11 protein-coding genes are annotated in these 14,108 nt (G+C 73.7%); 4 read left to right on the forward strand and 7 right to left on the reverse strand.

Annotation, left to right across the window (positions count from 1 at the left end; translation table 11 throughout):
* Positions 1–457 precede the first annotated feature (457 nt).
* Entirely contained in the window at positions 458–1,876 is a 1,419-nt protein-coding gene (locus ACI79G_RS24430) for a M1 family aminopeptidase (RefSeq protein WP_456883626.1), read from the reverse strand.
* A gap of 266 nt (positions 1,877–2,142) precedes the next feature.
* On the opposite strand from ACI79G_RS24430, the gene ACI79G_RS24435 reads away from it, so the two are divergent.
* On the forward strand, positions 2,143–3,351 hold the full coding sequence (locus ACI79G_RS24435) for a hypothetical protein (protein WP_456883627.1): 1,209 nt from the start codon (positions 2,143–2,145) through the stop codon (positions 3,349–3,351).
* Positions 3,352–3,401: 50 nt separating this feature from the next.
* Here the strand turns inward: ACI79G_RS24435 and ACI79G_RS24440 are convergent, their stop codons facing one another.
* Genes ACI79G_RS24440 through ACI79G_RS24450 form a run of 3 tightly spaced genes read right to left on the reverse strand, consistent with a single transcriptional unit; the run spans position 3,402 to position 9,560 of the window.
* Complete coding sequence (locus ACI79G_RS24440; RefSeq protein WP_456883628.1) at positions 3,402–4,124, reverse strand: BPL-N domain-containing protein; 723 nt, start codon at positions 4,122–4,124, stop codon at positions 3,402–3,404.
* Complete coding sequence (locus tag ACI79G_RS24445; RefSeq protein WP_456883629.1) at positions 4,114–5,418, reverse strand: heparan-alpha-glucosaminide N-acetyltransferase domain-containing protein; 1,305 nt, start codon at positions 5,416–5,418, stop codon at positions 4,114–4,116. The genes ACI79G_RS24440 and ACI79G_RS24445 overlap by 11 nt, the downstream gene beginning before the upstream one ends.
* Positions 5,415–9,560 carry a Pls/PosA family non-ribosomal peptide synthetase gene (locus tag ACI79G_RS24450; RefSeq protein WP_456883630.1) on the reverse strand — a complete coding sequence of 1,382 codons (4,146 nt, stop codon included), beginning with the start codon at positions 9,558–9,560 and terminating at the stop codon, positions 5,415–5,417. Before ACI79G_RS24450 ends, ACI79G_RS24445 begins: the two co-directional genes overlap by 4 nt.
* Before the next feature lie 293 nt (positions 9,561–9,853).
* Between ACI79G_RS24450 and ACI79G_RS24455 the strand changes: the two genes are divergently transcribed.
* The 3 genes from ACI79G_RS24455 (at position 9,854) to ACI79G_RS24465 (ending at position 11,870) form a co-directional block, all read left to right on the forward strand.
* Positions 9,854–10,567: a 4'-phosphopantetheinyl transferase family protein gene (locus tag ACI79G_RS24455; protein ID WP_456883631.1), complete on the forward strand. Its 714-nt coding sequence runs from the start codon at positions 9,854–9,856 to the stop codon at positions 10,565–10,567.
* A gap of 198 nt (positions 10,568–10,765) precedes the next feature.
* On the forward strand, positions 10,766–11,362 hold the full coding sequence (locus ACI79G_RS24460) for a TPM domain-containing protein (RefSeq protein WP_456883632.1): 597 nt from the start codon (positions 10,766–10,768) through the stop codon (positions 11,360–11,362).
* Between the two features lie 253 nt (positions 11,363–11,615).
* The gene (locus tag ACI79G_RS24465) at positions 11,616–11,870 is read left to right on the forward strand and encodes a hypothetical protein (protein ID WP_456883633.1); all 255 of its coding nucleotides are present in this window, start codon (positions 11,616–11,618) and stop codon (positions 11,868–11,870) included.
* Positions 11,871–11,882: 12 nt separating this feature from the next.
* Here ACI79G_RS24465 and ACI79G_RS24470 read toward each other — a convergent pair whose 3' ends face one another.
* The 3 genes from ACI79G_RS24470 to ACI79G_RS24480 all read right to left on the reverse strand — a co-directional run bounded on the left by ACI79G_RS24470 (position 11,883) and on the right by ACI79G_RS24480 (position 13,813).
* Complete coding sequence (locus tag ACI79G_RS24470; protein ID WP_456883634.1) at positions 11,883–12,725, reverse strand: hypothetical protein; 843 nt, start codon at positions 12,723–12,725, stop codon at positions 11,883–11,885.
* Positions 12,726–12,793: 68 nt separating this feature from the next.
* The gene (locus ACI79G_RS24475) at positions 12,794–12,958 is read right to left on the reverse strand and encodes a hypothetical protein (protein ID WP_456883635.1); all 165 of its coding nucleotides are present in this window, start codon (positions 12,956–12,958) and stop codon (positions 12,794–12,796) included.
* A gap of 120 nt (positions 12,959–13,078) precedes the next feature.
* On the reverse strand, positions 13,079–13,813 hold the full coding sequence (locus ACI79G_RS24480) for a VOC family protein (protein WP_456883636.1): 735 nt from the start codon (positions 13,811–13,813) through the stop codon (positions 13,079–13,081).
* Positions 13,814–14,108: the final 295 nt, after the last annotated feature.

The raw sequence follows: 14,108 nt of genomic DNA on the forward strand, positions 1-14,108 counted from the left end.
GCACTCGAGTTGGCGTGCACCCCGGCCAGCGCCAGGTTCGGGTGCCCGGCCAGCAGCCGGCACACCTCACCCCCGGCGTACCCGGTGGCGCCGGTGACCCCGACCGTCCACGTCCGCGCTCCGCTCACGCTGAGTGACAGTACCTGGGAAGGTGGACCCTGCGCCGTCACGCGAACAGGTGATCCCACTCACCGGCTGCTGCGGGGGAGGCGGGCGGCGACCCCCGCTCTGTCGACCATCCGCGCTGGTCAGAGCCTCCTTGGGCCGACTGTGCGCACCCGGCTCGGCGCCGTTCGACCGGACGGACGCATTCACTCCCGACGACGTGCCCATCACGGTGAGTGACGCCTCGGTCTCTGCCAGCCGTCGAAGCCGGGGACGCCCCGTCGTCACCACTGGGGAGGGACCTGCCCCCGGCGAACGACCGCTCCCCGCCGACCGCGTCGGGCCGGCGCGGTCAGGACAGCGCGCCGACCTCGCGCAGCACCTCGAGGACCTCCGGCAGGTCGGCGAATGCCTCCCGGACGTCGTCGGGGGTGGCGATGGAGTGGGCGTTCGCCGCCACGTAGTCGGCCAGGGCGGCGTCGAAGGCCTCCTCGCCGACCTGTCGCCGGGCCTCGACCAGGGCGGCGCCGCCGAGGGTGTAGACGGTGTCGTAGTAGGTGCTGTTGGGCCGCCGGACCTCCGCCGCCCAGTACGTCATGGAGCCGCCCACCGGCGGGGAGTCCTCCGCGGCGAGGTGGGCGAAGGGCTGCTCGTCGCCGTCGGCCACCGTCTGGGCGAACGTCGCGAACGACTCGTCCAGCCACGGGTGCTCGCCCTGGTCGTTGCCCACCAGGCCGTAGAACCACATGTGCGCGAGCTCGTGCGTCACCAGACCCCGCCGGTCGTCCGGGTCCACGTCGCCGAACTGGATGGCCCCGGGGAACTCGACGCCGCTCGTCTGGGCAGACAGCACCACCACCCACAGGTCGTCGTAGGGGAAGGGCCCGAGCAGGTCGACGAGCTCGCTGTTGGACTCCTCGATCTGGTCCAGCCAGGCCTCCGTGCCGGCCTCGCCCACCCCCCGGTCCAGCCCCACGCGGACGCGGACGCCGTCGATCGTCCGCTCGGCCACGTCCATCTCCCCCACCGCGACGGCCACGTCCCGCACCGCGGGGGCGGTGAAGCGGTGGACGGTCGTCCCGTCCTGCTGGTCCTCGGTGCCGTCCGCCGCCCCGGTGCCGAGGACCTCGAAGCCGGACGGCGCGACGACCTCCATCGAGTCCAGCAGGAAGTCCTCGCTCACGGCGGTCTCGCCGATGACCGGGACGGCGGGACCGCGCTCCCAGCCGCGGCCGCGCTCCCACGCCAGGAGGGGGAACGCCGTGGCGAACCAGGCGACCTCGGCGGCGGAGGAGGTCCCGACCCGCTCGTTGACCTCCTCACCGAGGACCAGGTCGAACGTCAGCTCGGCGGTGACGGTCTCCCCCGCCGACACGCAGTCGGCCAGCGGGACCTCGACCAGGGTGCCGGCCGGCGCGCCCTCCGGTGCGCCGGCGGCGATGTCGAGGAAGTCGGCGTCCCGGCCGTCGACCCGCACGTCGGACACCGTCAACGAGCTCCCCCCACGCGAGGTGGCCGGCTTGTTCGGCCAGGACCGGAAGACCAGTTCACAGGTGTCCAGGTCCGGGGTGAACTCGACGACCTCCCGCCCGGCCACCGTCGCGAGGTCGGGCGCGACCTCGAAGCGCAGGTCGACCACGGGCCGGTCGGGCCACGGCTCGGCGTCGTCGGGCCCCGGGTCGGCGTCGCCCAGCCCCGCCGAGGTACAGCCGCTGAGCGCCAGCGCCGAACACGCCAGGGCAACCGTGGACCACCGTCGACCTGCGCGCATCCCCGTCCTCGAGGCCTGGGCGACCGGGCGGTCCCGGCCGGTACTCCCATTCTGACGTCCACCCACCCGCCTGCGTTCCGCTCGCGACGACGAGTGAGCCATCTGTCATCGGCAGGGGGACCGGTGTCCCTGAGACGGGTGAGACAGATGAGACGACCGTTACTGGTTGTTATCTAGCGTATGCGCACCGCATGTGTCAGCCTCCTTCAGTCACTACGCAATCACCGTCCGTCGCCATCAGCGAGCGGATGTCCGGAGGACCACTCGTGCGCAGTTCCCTCTCTACGGCCGGCCGTCGCGCCAGCGTCCTCGCGGCCGCGGCTCTCGTCTCCCTGGCCACCGCCGCGTGCGGCCCCGCCGACCTCCAGGTCGGCGCTGCCGGCACGGCCGGCCAGGCCGACGTGAGCAGCCAGGCGGCCATCGACCAGCCGCTCTCGCTCGGCGACGCCCCCACCGCTCCGAGCAGCGCCGTCCCGACCCCGGTGCCGACCCCGGCGGCACCGGACCCCACGACTCCCGCCCAGCCGCAGACGCAGGTCCCCGCCGCCGGGTCCACCGGGTCGGAGGTCGAGGGCACGGACGGGTCCGCAGCGGCAGCCGTCCCGACCCAGGTCGTCCCCGGCGCCCCGCAGGCGGCCGCCACCGCAGACCAGGGACGCCGGAAGCGCGACTCCTCGTCGGGCCGGTCGACGAGCGCCTCCGCCCCTGCCGCCGCTCCCGCTCCCGTCGCCGCGGCTGCCGCACCCGCCGCTGCCGGTGCCTCCACCGGCGGGTCGGGTGGGACGTTCACCGACCAGGCGCGCCGGTCCTTCACCGCGGGCAACGGTCAGACCGGCAACTACCTGCTCTACGCCGCCGGCATCGACCCCGCGAAGCCGGTCGGGCTGGTCGTCTACGTCGACGGCACCGGCGAGTACGGCGTGGACAACCCGACGTCGTCCTACGCGCTCGGCGGCTCGTCGGGGCTGGTGGCCACCAGCAGGGCACGCAACATGATGACCCTCGCCGTGGAGAGCCCCAACCAGTCCTGCGAGTGCTGGCACACCGGCGACACCAGCGGCTACGCGGACTTCCTCGCCGGGCTCATCGAGGACCAGCTGAGCAAGTACCCCGTCAGCGAGGTGTGGCTGAGCGGCTTCTCCTCCGGCGCGCAGGAGATCACCCGCTTCCTCGTGCCGCGGCACCCGGAGCTGATGCGCCTGGGTGGCGGCTGGGTGGTGTTCGGCGGCGGTGGCCCGCCGGCCGACGGCGGGTCCGCCGTGACGGCCGCCCGCATGGCCGGGGTCCGCGGCCACTGGTTCACCGGTACCGCCGACACGTCCGTCCCGCTGACCGCCTCCTGGGGTGCGCAGGCCGGGGAGCGCTTCTACGCCGGCCGCGGCGTCGTCACGTCGAGCGAGTACCCGGCCGGCGTCGGCCACGCCCTCGACGGACGGCTGGGCCGCACGGTCGGGCAGCTGATCGACGCCTCGTGACGACCACGGTGGGCGCTCCCCGCCGGGAGCGCCCACCGTGGCCTCCGGGCTCAGCCGAGGCGGTCCGCCGGCCGGCCGGCCGTCATCACCCGGTCGACCAGGTCCTGGGTGAGGTCGGCCTGGAGGTCGTCGGGCACCGGGAGCCCGCTGTCGGTGTACCAGTCGGGCGAGGCCTCGGGGTGCGGCCCCACGACGCCCACCGCGCCTCGGCCGAAGGGTGCGACGACCGCCGCGGGCAACCCGTTGTCGTAGGTGGCCAGCACCTCCGCCGGTCCTCGGGCCGGGTCCAGGTCGAACCACGCACCGTCCTGGAAGTAGACCTGGCGACGGCGTCCCGCCCAGGTCAGGGTGACGAGGCTGTCGCCGTCGTGGTCCGGCCGGGCGCCGGGCGAGGAGATGAACCGGTCGGTGTCCCCGGGCAACAGGCCGAAGCCGGGGGTCTCGCCGGCGAGGTAGCCGCCCAGGCAGAACCCGAGGTACCCCCCGCCGGACCCGACGAACTCCCGGATGGCCTCGCGGGAGCGCCTCATCTTCCGGTACGCCCGCCGCAGGCCACCCCCACCGGGCTGGGCGTAGAGCCGGGCGCCGGCGAGCACCTCCGGCTCCAGCGGGAGGTCCTCCCGCGGCCCGACGAAGCGGACGTCGAGGTCCCACCTGCTCCGGCGCAGCGCGGCCGCCACCGCCTCCGGGCACCCCGGGGTCGACGCCGGACCGCGGTACACGAGCGCCAGGCGCGAGGCGCGGGAGCCCGGGACCGGGAGGTCAGGGCGCACGAACCCGGCCGTCGTCGTCGAGGACCAGCACCTCCCGCCGCGGTTCCGTGAACGACTGCACCCTGCGGCGCACCGCACCGGTCGCCCGGGCCACGAGCTCCTCCAGCGGGCCGCGCGCGTGGTAGCGGCTCCACACCAGCGCGAACGCCACGACCAGGACGGTCTGGAGGAGCAGCCCCAGCCCCTCGCCGGGCATGCCGGGCGAGCTCAGCAGCAACAGGTGCAGCGAGTACAGCGTCAGGGTCATGCTGCCCGCGGCGGCCAGCGGCCGCAGGAGGGCGGTGGTGGTGCGACCGACGAGGATGCAGACGCCGAGGACGGCCAGACCGAGCCCGATGGTGAAGGCCAGGTCCAGGGGCGTGGTGGAGTGCGGGGCCAGGGTCGCCAGCCACCAGCCGGTGTCCGTCGGCGTCGTCCCGGTCCACCCGACCCCCATGACCTCGGCCAGCTCACCGGAGGTCATGGACCGGCTCGCGACCGCCTCGAGCTCGGCGCGGCCGCCGAGGACGTCGAGCAGGAACCACGAGATCGTCTGAGCCGCCACGGCCAGCCCGGCACCGGTCAGGGTGATCAGCACGACGGTGCGCCGCGAGGTCAGCAGCGCGCGCCCGACCGCCATGCCGACGCAGAGGTAGGCCATCCAGGAGAGGGCCGGGTACACGCCGGTCAGCGCGAGTTCCCGCAGCACGTGGCCCGGGGCGCTGACCAGGTCGCCGAACGCCAGGTTCGGCACCGTGTCCCGCACCTCGGTACCGGACCGCAGCCAGTGGCTGAGGACCGGCATGACCACGGTGATCGTCGCGGCCAGGGCGATGAGCGCGCGGCCGGACAGGGTGAGCAGCGGGATCGCGAAGACGAACAGCAGCGCGTAGTACGGCAGGATCACCGAGGCGAGGTCGGCGGGCACCAGGGCGCCCAGGAGCAGCCCGACGCCGCCGATGATGAGTGCCCGGACCAGCAGCGCGGCCGCGTACCCCGGCCAGGTCCGCGCGGTCGGCCGCTGCCGGCGCCCCGTGGCGAACGCGACACCGACGCCGGCCAGCAGCGCGAACAGCGCCGCCGACTTGCCCGCGGCCAGCGTCCACGCCAGCGACACCTCCCCGTCGTCGTCGACGGCGGTGATGTTGTGGACGGCCATCATGCCGAACAGCGCGATCCCGCGGGCGGCGTCGATGCCGACCAGGCGGGCGCTCGGCCGCAGGCTCGGCGCGGTGCTCGACGGGGTGCCCGAGACGTCGCCGGACGGCGCCGGCTCGCAGGCGTGGGGCAGCGACGACTGCCTGCTCGCGGTCATCGCCGGGCCGCCGTCGCCCCGGCGAACGCCCGGCGCCGGTCGCGCGCCGGCGCCGCCGTCGGAGCCCGGCCGACCTTCTGGGCCGGGATGCCGCACCAGGTGGTCTCCCTCGGCAGCACCTCGCCCTTCATCGCCAGCGACATCGCGGACAGGGTGGCGTCCTCCTCCACGACCGAGCCGTAGAGGACGACGGCCTTGTCGCCGATCGTCGCGCGGTCCCGCAGGATGACGTGGTCCATCTTCATGACGCGGTCCTCGAAGAGGTGGGTCTGCAGCGATGCGTTCGCGCCCACCGAGACGTCGTCCCCGATGGTCACGAGGTCGAACTCGGTGAGGTAGGTCGTGTCGACCAGCGTCCGCCGGCCGACCCGGCAGCCGAACAGCCGCAGCGCCGGGCCGAGCAGGGGCGTGCCGGTGAGGAAGGTGAGCAGGGCCGGCACCGCCGCCGCCTCGTAGATGCCGGTCACGAACTCCGTCCGGCGGACGAAGCCGCTCCACAGCGGTCGCACGCGCGGCCGGTAGCGGCCGACGACGGCCCACTTGAGCGCGGCCACCAGGACCACGACCAGGACGCTGGAGGTCAGGGCGACCAGCGGCGCGAGCAGCACGGTGGCCACCGTGTTCCAGGAGAGCGCCAGCGCGGAGAGGCCGTACAGGGTCGCGAACGTCGCGACGGCCAGCAGGGAGCTCGGCAGCACGATCCGGAGGGCCTCGATCGCGTAGCGGGCACGGACCTGCCGCCTGGACGGCGTGAACGTCTCCGCCTCGGTGAACTCCTCGAACACCTCGCGGCGGGGGAGGAAGAACGGCGGTGAGCCGAGCCACGAGGTGCCGGCCTCGGTCCCGGCGGTCGGCGGGACCGAGCGGACGCCGATGAGCGACCCGTCGCCCAGGTGCGAACCCGACGGGACGAAGGCGGCGTTGCCGACGAAGGCGCGGGAGCCGATCTCGGTCCGCCGGAAGGCGACGTGGCCGTTGGCGTAGGTCGCGCTGCCCACGCTGGCCATGTCCGCCACGAAGCTGCCCTCCCCCACCGTGAGCAGGTCCGGGTCGATGTTGGCGATGGTGGACACCTCGGCGCCCTTGCCCACCTTGGTCCCGAGCGCGCGCAGCCACATCGGCGTGTAGAGCGTCGAGTACATGGTGTTGTTGAACAGCAGGCTCTGCTCGAGCAGCTTGTCCCCCAGCCACTTCTCCAGGCCCAGCTGCGACCGCAGGTGGTGCACACCCTCCGGGGTCGCCGGCAGGACCAGGCGCCGGGCACCCAGGATGAGTGCGCACGAGGCCGCCACGAACAGCGGGCCGGACAGCGCCGTGGCCAGGAGGCCGGCCGCCGTCCCGAAGCTGAGCAGGACCCACCAGACGACCGCCACCACCGGCAGCAGGATCATGAAGGGCAGCAGCTCGAGCAGCAGGACACCACCGGCGAAGCCGGCCAGGAGGCGGCCGGACCAGGTGCGCGGCGCGTCGGCGCAGGACGCCATGAGCTCGACGACCGGGTCCATCGAGTCGGGCGCCGGACGGGCCGGGGACCCGGCCCAGGTCTCGCCGGCGGGGACGATCCGGCGGGACGGCAGCAGCGACTGGTCGCTGAGGATGGCGTTCTCGCCGACCTCCGAGTCGCACTCCAGCACGCTCTCGGACCCGACGACCGCGCCGGCACCGACGGTGACCGGGCCGATGGTCAGGATGCCCTCGGCGATGCGGTGGGCGTGCAGCTGCGTGCCGTAGCCGATCGTCGCGCCGCGGCCCACCCGCAGCATCGACGGCAGCGAGACGTTCGCCGTCCCGATGTGGGCCTCGTCGTCGATCTGCGCACCGGCCAGCCGCAGGTACGTCACCGCCCACGGCGACCCGCTGAGGACGGTGAGCGGGGAGATCGACATCAGCTTCTGCACGGTCCACACCCGCAGGTGCATGCCACCCCAGAGCGGGTGGTCACCCGCGCGCAGCCCCCGGGAGAGCAGCCGTGCGCCGACGACCGGGAGGACCCAGCGGGCCAGCAGGTAGACGGTCGGCAGCGCGATCGCCAGCTGGAGGACCAGGGCGAGCGAGGGCTGGCCGTCGTTGAGCCCGTAGAGGACGCCGACGGGGAGCAGGAACAGCAGGATGATCGCGTAGAGGATCGAGACCTGCGCCGTCCCGAAGCCGAGGACCCGCTCCCGGGACGGCGGTCCCGGCCGGGGCTCGCGCGGCTCGAGGGTCACGGGCTCGTCCGACGGGCCGGCGGTGCCGTCCTCGAGGAACGTCGCGAGGTCCCGGACGGTGGGGTGCTTGTAGAAGTCCAGGATGGACAGCCCCGAGCCCAGGTCGCTCTCCCGCATCGCGGACACGACGTTCGCCGCGACGAGCGAGTGCCCACCCAGCGCCTCGAAGAAGTTCGCCTCCACCGAGACCGCGCCGGCCGGCAGGTTGAGCATCTCCTCCCACAGACCGGCGATCCAGGCCTCCGCGGGGGTCGCCGGCGGCTCGTGCTCGCGGTCGGTGCGGATCAGCCGGGGACGGGTGGGCGCGGGCAGCCGGCCGCGGTCGGCCTTGCCGCTGGGCAGCATCGGGATCGAGGTGACCGCGTCGAGGTACGACGGGACCATGTAGGGCGGCATCTGGGCCACCAGCTGCTCGTGCAGCTCGGGGATGACGGCGTCGGCCGCCCCGGCGTCCCGCAGGATGACGTAGCCCGCGAGGTCCCCGCCGGTGTCCGGCGAGGCGAGCAGGGTGACGACGGCGCCGGTCACCTGAGGGTGCTCCAGGAGGACGCTCTCGATCTCCTGGAGGTCCACGCGGTGGCCCCGCACCTTGACCTCGCTGTCCGCCCGGCCCAGGTACTCCAGCTCGCCGTCGGGCAGGAAGCGGCCGAGGTCGCCGGTGCGGTAGATGCGCTCGCCGGGGATGCCGCGGGGATCGGGGATGAAGCGGTCGGCGGTCAGGTCGGGGCGGTTGACGTAACCGCGCGCCACGCCGGGCCCGCCGACGCAGATCTCCCCGACCTGCCCCGCGGGGACCGGCTTGCGGTCGTCGTCGAGCAGGGTGACCCGGTAGGTCGGCAGGGGGCGGCCGATCGTGACCTGCTTGCCCGGCCGCAGCTCGGCCATCGTGCAGGTGACGGTGGTCTCGGTGGGCCCGTAGGTGTTGAGGATCCGGCGGCCCGGTCCCCAGCGGTCGACGAGCTCGCGGGGGCACGCCTCACCGCCGACGTTCACCGTGCGGATCAGCGGCAGGGTGCGGTCGAGGGTCGCCAGCACGGTGGGGACGCAGTAGATCATCGTGATCTCGTTGTCCTCGAGGAAGTCCGCCAGGCCCGACCCGACCCGGCGGCCGTCGGTGGGGCCGGCGACGAGCGTCGCCCCGACGGCCCAGGTGGGCCAGATCTCCTCGATGGAGAAGTCGAAGGCGATGGTCATGCCCTGGTAGACGCGGTCGGTGGACTCGACCCCGTACAGGGACGGCACGATGCCGATGAAGTTGCAGATGCTCGACTGGTTGATCTCGACGCCCTTGGGGCGGCCGCTCGAGCCCGACGTGTAGATGATGTAGCAGACCGGGTCGCCGTCGGACTCGATGCCCGGCCGGGAGCTCGACTGGACCGCGAGCTCGGGCCCCAGCTCGTCGAGGTACAGGCTCTCGCAGGGCAGCGCGACGCAGGACGCGGCGAACGACGTGTGCGTCACCAGCATGCTCAGCGAGGAGTCCTCGGCGATGTACTGCAGCCGGTCGGCGGGCGCCTCGGGGTCGATCGGGACGAAGGTCGCCTCGGTCTTCGTGACGGCCAGCAGGGCGACGTAGGTGCTCACCGACCGGTGCAGGAGGATCCCCACGCGGACGCCGGCGCGCGCACCCCGGGCCATCAGCAGGTTCGCCAGCCGGTTCGCGCGCTGGTCCAGGTCGGCGTAGGAGACCCGCTCGCCCTCGCACTCGAGCGCGGTGGCCGACGGCCGCTGGTCGCAGGTGTGCTCGAAGAACCGGCTCAACCGGGTGACCAGCGAGCGCTGCCCGGAGATCTCGGCCACGAAGTTGTCGTGCAGCCGGTACGACGTGGCGGTGTTGTCCCGCATGTCGTAGCCCGGAGCGGTGGTCGGGGCCTGCGGCTCGACATCTCCCGCGAATGTCGAGAAGAAGTCCCAGTCATCGCTATGCGTTGTCATGTATTCACTCTCTGCAGCCCTTCGGCGAACGAACTCCACGAGGTTAGGTGGGCGTTTCCGAGAGGCGCAAAGTCCGGCGGCAAGGGTCGAAAGGCTCACATCGCAACCCCTTGACCTGGCAGAACAGGCGTTTCGATCACGGAGGATGACCGCACTGTCTCGCCCAGTGATGGTCCCGCATCGAAATGCGTCGATGGCTTACATTCTGCTGTTGAGCATTCACGCACAGCAGATCGGCGACGTCTCAGCGGGTCGTCGACACGCCCAGAGCGGTGACGGAGGTGGATCGTAGAATGGGAGAAGAGTCACCCGATCGTGCGCCCCTCGTCCTCCTCGCCCGCCCCGAGGACGTCCTCCGCGCCGGAGGCGAACACCTGCTGACGCCCCGCGAGCGGCGGCGCGCCGGCGCACTGCGCCACCGGGCCGACCGCGACGCCCACGTCGCGGCGCACCTGCTCGTCCGGCACTGCGCCGCGGCGCTGACCGGTCGGCCGGTCGAGGCGCTCGAGCTGGTGCAGGAGTGTGCCGACTGCGGCTCGACCGAGCACGGCAGGCCCTCGATCGCCGGTCTCCCCGAGCTGCACGTCAGCCTGGCGCACACCCGCGGCGCCGTGGCGGCGGGCGCGGACCGGCGGCCGATCGGCGTCGACGTCGAGGGAGCGCGGACGAGGGACCTCGACCCCGCCGTCCTGACCCACACCCTCACCGCCGCCGAGACGGCCCGGGTCCGCTCGGCGAGCGACCCGCCGTCCGCCTTCCTCCGCCACTGGGTGCGCAAGGAGTGCCTGGTGAAGCTGGGCGTGGTCACCCTCGACGAGCTGTCCGGCGTGGAGCTCGACCCCACGACGGAGCAGGACGTCGAGGGCGGCCGCACGCGCAGCCGGTTCGGGTCCCTGCACCTGCTGGACTGGTTCGACCCCATCCTGGACGTCGCTGTCGCTGCGGCCGCCCACGGGCCCCCGGTGGTCGGCTCCGCCCGCACCTGGGCGCCCCACCGCCCGACGTGACGACGGCCATCCCGGAAGGGGAGGGGTCGGGTCGCGGACGGCCGAGACGACGCGCCGACGAGGGCGGACGACGGTCACGGCCTGCCTCCCGACCCGCTGGAGACCTCCCCCCGATGGGGCATCGGATCCCCGTGATCTGCGCATCCGTGCGTAGAGTCCGCCTCCGGCTGAGCCCGTTCCCGTCCCCCGGAGGTTCCCTTGCGCAGGCCCGTGACCGTCCTCGGCGTCCTGGCACTCGTGTTGGCGGGTGCCGGGACGGCGTCCGCCGAGCCCCCGCTCGAGGTGACCGGCCAGATCACCGACGAGGCCGGGCTCCTCGGCACCGGGGCGCCGGCTGCCGAGCAGGCCGTGGCGGACCTGGCGGCCGAGGACGACCTGGACCTGTACGCCGTCCTGGTGCCCTCGTTCGACGGCGCCGACCCCGGGGACTGGGCGCAGGACACCGCCCAGCTGTCCGGCCTGGACGAGACCGCCGTCCTGCTCGCCGTGGCTGCGACGGAGTCGACCTACGAGTACGGGTACTGGGTCGCCGACGACTTCCCGCTGTCCGAGGTCGACCTCGACCGCGCGGTGACCGACGAGGTCGAGCCCCGGCTCGCAGCGGGCGACCGGTCCGGCGCGGTGGTGGCCCTGGCCTCCCAGCTCCAGGACCTGGCGGCCACCGAGGAGGAGGCGGCGCAGCAGGAGGCCCCGTGGTCCGCCTCCACGATTATCCTCATCATCGGCGGCGTCGCGGTCGTCCTCCTCGCCGCCCACCTGCTCTCCCGTCGGAGGTCCTCGACGACCAGGTCCTGATGTCCGGGGCCACGGCTGTCGGCGCGTACTGACAGCCTGTGGTCAGGGGCACACAGGAGCTGTACAGGTCGATCACTGGGAGACCGCAGGTGTCCCGTCCACGCTGTGCTCCATGACCTCCTCGACGGTGATCCCCAGTGAGTCGACGCCCGTCACCGCACCAGCCTCGCGGACCTCGTCACCCGGCGTCGCGGACCGACCCACCGTCGTCCCCACCCACCCTGCCGGGGAGCCCGCGGGAGGCGCTGGGGCCATGACCCTCGCCGCGCCGCACGACCCGGCGCTGTGCGCGGGGCGGGGGTGCTCCCGACACCACCCGAGCAACCACCACATGCGGGCCTGGCCGAAGGTGTGGCGGGAGTACTACGGCTACTCCGACCGGATGTGCTCGCACGGCGTCGGACACCCCGACCCGGACGACGTCGTCCACCTCCAGGCGCTCGGTGAGGTCCGCACCGAGCACGCGTGCGACGGGTGCTGCATCGCGCCCCTCAGCACCAGCGCCTGAGGGCCGCGGGCGTCAGCCGGAGACGCGGTCGCGCACCGCGCCGGGGACGGCGAGGGTCTCGGCGTCCTCCTCGCGGCGGAGCACCCAGGAGGCGGGCAGCACCAGGCGCGGCGCCACACCGACGAGGACGGCGACCAGCACGGCGACGCCGGCCAGTGCCTCCCCGGACTCCTCCAGGTAGGTGGCGGTCACCGCCCACTGCCCGACCGCCACGGCGGAGACCGCGGAGAGGCCGACCGACGCTCCCGCGTAGCCGGCCAGGCAGGTGAGCACCCGGCGGCGGTCGCGGCGCTCGTCGCGGCTGACCACGGCCAGGACGGCGAGCACGGCGACGACGAGCGCGACGCTCACGACGACGGCGCCGGTCTCGCCCAGGACGGACGAGAGCCCGCTCATGGCCTCGACGTGCACGGTGCCGCCGGCCTTGACGACGGCGATGCCGCCGCAGACCAGCCCGACGGCGAGCCACCAGGCGCGACGGTCGGGCACGCGGGTGGCGCCGGCGACCGCGGCCACGGCGGCGACCGCGAACAGCGCGGCGACGAAGGTGCGGGGCGCGGAGAACGGGGCGTCCATGGACAGCGCGCGGGCCACCGGGCCGGTGGCGCCGGTCAGCCGGCCGACGTAGCCGACGGTCTCGAGCAGCACCGCGGTCGCGGCCAGGCCGATCCCGACCGGCGGCAGCGGGACGCGGCGGCGGGGCGTGCGCAGCCGCAGGTCGGCGAGCGGCTCGGGCGCGGTGAGCGGGTCGGCGGAGCGGGTGTCCGCGATCCGGATGCCACGACCGACGACGACGGCAACCGCGAAGGCCAGCAGCACCCAGAGGACCAGTCCCCCGACGACCCAGATCCACACGTCCCGGTCATCGGCAGGTCAGGAACCGATCGGAACCCCTCGGCCGGTGGGTCACCCGAACGGGTGGGTCAGCGGCGCGCGCTGCCCACGCCGGGCCGGAAGGAGGCGGGGAGGTCGGCGGTGGTGAACGGCCGCTCCGCGCGGGCCCGGGTGTCGGCCAGGCGGATGCCGCGACCCAGGACGACGGCGAACCCGAGGGCCACCAGGGCCCACACCACCAGCACGCCGATCATCAACGCCTCCACGCGTCTGACATCGGCTGCCTCCGTGCCCACGGTGACCGTGCGTCGAAACACCAGCACCACAGATCACGTGCATCGCCCCGTGGAACGCACCCGGCGGATCCGACTGGGTCATCGAGGGGGCAGCACGCAGAACTCGTTGCCGTCGGGATCGGCCAACACCACCCAGCCGACCTCGCCCTGGCCGATGTCGATCGGGGTCGCCCCGAGGGCGACGAGGCGGTCGACCTCCACCTGCTGATCACCGGAGACAGGTGGAGCGAGGTCGAGGTGCAGCCGGTTCTTCCCCGTCTTCGGCATCAGCGGAGGACCGCCCCAGGTGATCTTCGGACCGCCGTGCGGCGAGCGGATCGCGGTCTCCTGGTCCTGGTCCCAGACCAGCGGCCAGCCCAGCGCATCGCGCCAGAAGTACCCGACCTCCTGCGAACCGTCGCACGCGAGCGCCCCGACGAACCCGCAGTCGGCCAGGAAGTGGTTGCCCGGTTCGATGACGCAGAACTCGTTGCCCTCGGGGTCGGCGAGCACCACATGGCCCTCCTCCGGGCGCTGACCGACGTCGATGTGCCGGGCACCGAGTCGCAGCGCCCTCGCCACCGTCTGCTGCTGGTCCTCGAGGGACGTGCTCGTCAGATCGAGGTGCACCCGGTTCTGGCCGGTCTTCCGGTCCTGCGTCGGCAGGAACCGGAACCAGAACCCGGTGTCATCGCCCGGCAGGAGCGCGGGGCCGTCGTGGGACCCGTCAGCCATCTCCCAGTCCAGGAGGCCGGCCCAGAAACGCGCGAGACGGAGCGGGTCGTTCGCGTCGAAGCTGAGCGCGACGAGGCGGCACGGCATCCCGTTCGGCATCCCCGATCTGCTGACCCACAGCCGCAGACGGAGCACGTCCGCCCCGCCCGTGAGGGGAGCAACGCTAGGGCGCTCGGAGACTGCGGTGCAAACGACTTCGCCTCCTCCGCGCGGACGCCGGCGTCGCTGGGCGGACGTTCCCGCGGGAGCGCCGTCACGTCACACCCCGTGGGGGGGGGGGGGGGGGGGGGGCGGCGGGGGGGGGGGGGGGGGGGGGGCGGGGGGGGGGCGGCCCCCCCCCCCGCGGCTGCGGCCCCGGAGCGGTGGGGCGATCGGCGCAGGCCGGCAGGGCGAC

The sequence above is a fragment of the Geodermatophilus sp. SYSU D00779 genome (assembly GCF_054050595.1).

Coding starts and splice junctions, on each gene's coding strand:
- ACI79G_RS24450 (WP_456883630.1), bottom strand. CDS start 9,560: ATGACAACGCATAGCGATGACTGGGACTTCTTCTCGACATTCGCGGGA.
- ACI79G_RS24455 (WP_456883631.1), top strand. CDS start 9,854: ATGGGAGAAGAGTCACCCGATCGTGCGCCCCTCGTCCTCCTCGCCCGC.
- ACI79G_RS24475 (WP_456883635.1), bottom strand. CDS start 12,958: ATGATCGGCGTGCTGGTGGTGTGGGCCCTGGTGGCCCTCGGGTTCGCC.
- ACI79G_RS24465 (WP_456883633.1), top strand. CDS start 11,616: ATGACCCTCGCCGCGCCGCACGACCCGGCGCTGTGCGCGGGGCGGGGG.
- ACI79G_RS24445 (WP_456883629.1), bottom strand. CDS start 5,418: ATGACCGCGAGCAGGCAGTCGTCGCTGCCCCACGCCTGCGAGCCGGCG.
- ACI79G_RS24480 (WP_456883636.1), bottom strand. CDS start 13,813: ATGCCGAACGGGATGCCGTGCCGCCTCGTCGCGCTCAGCTTCGACGCG.
- ACI79G_RS24430 (WP_456883626.1), bottom strand. CDS start 1,876: ATGCGCGCAGGTCGACGGTGGTCCACGGTTGCCCTGGCGTGTTCGGCG.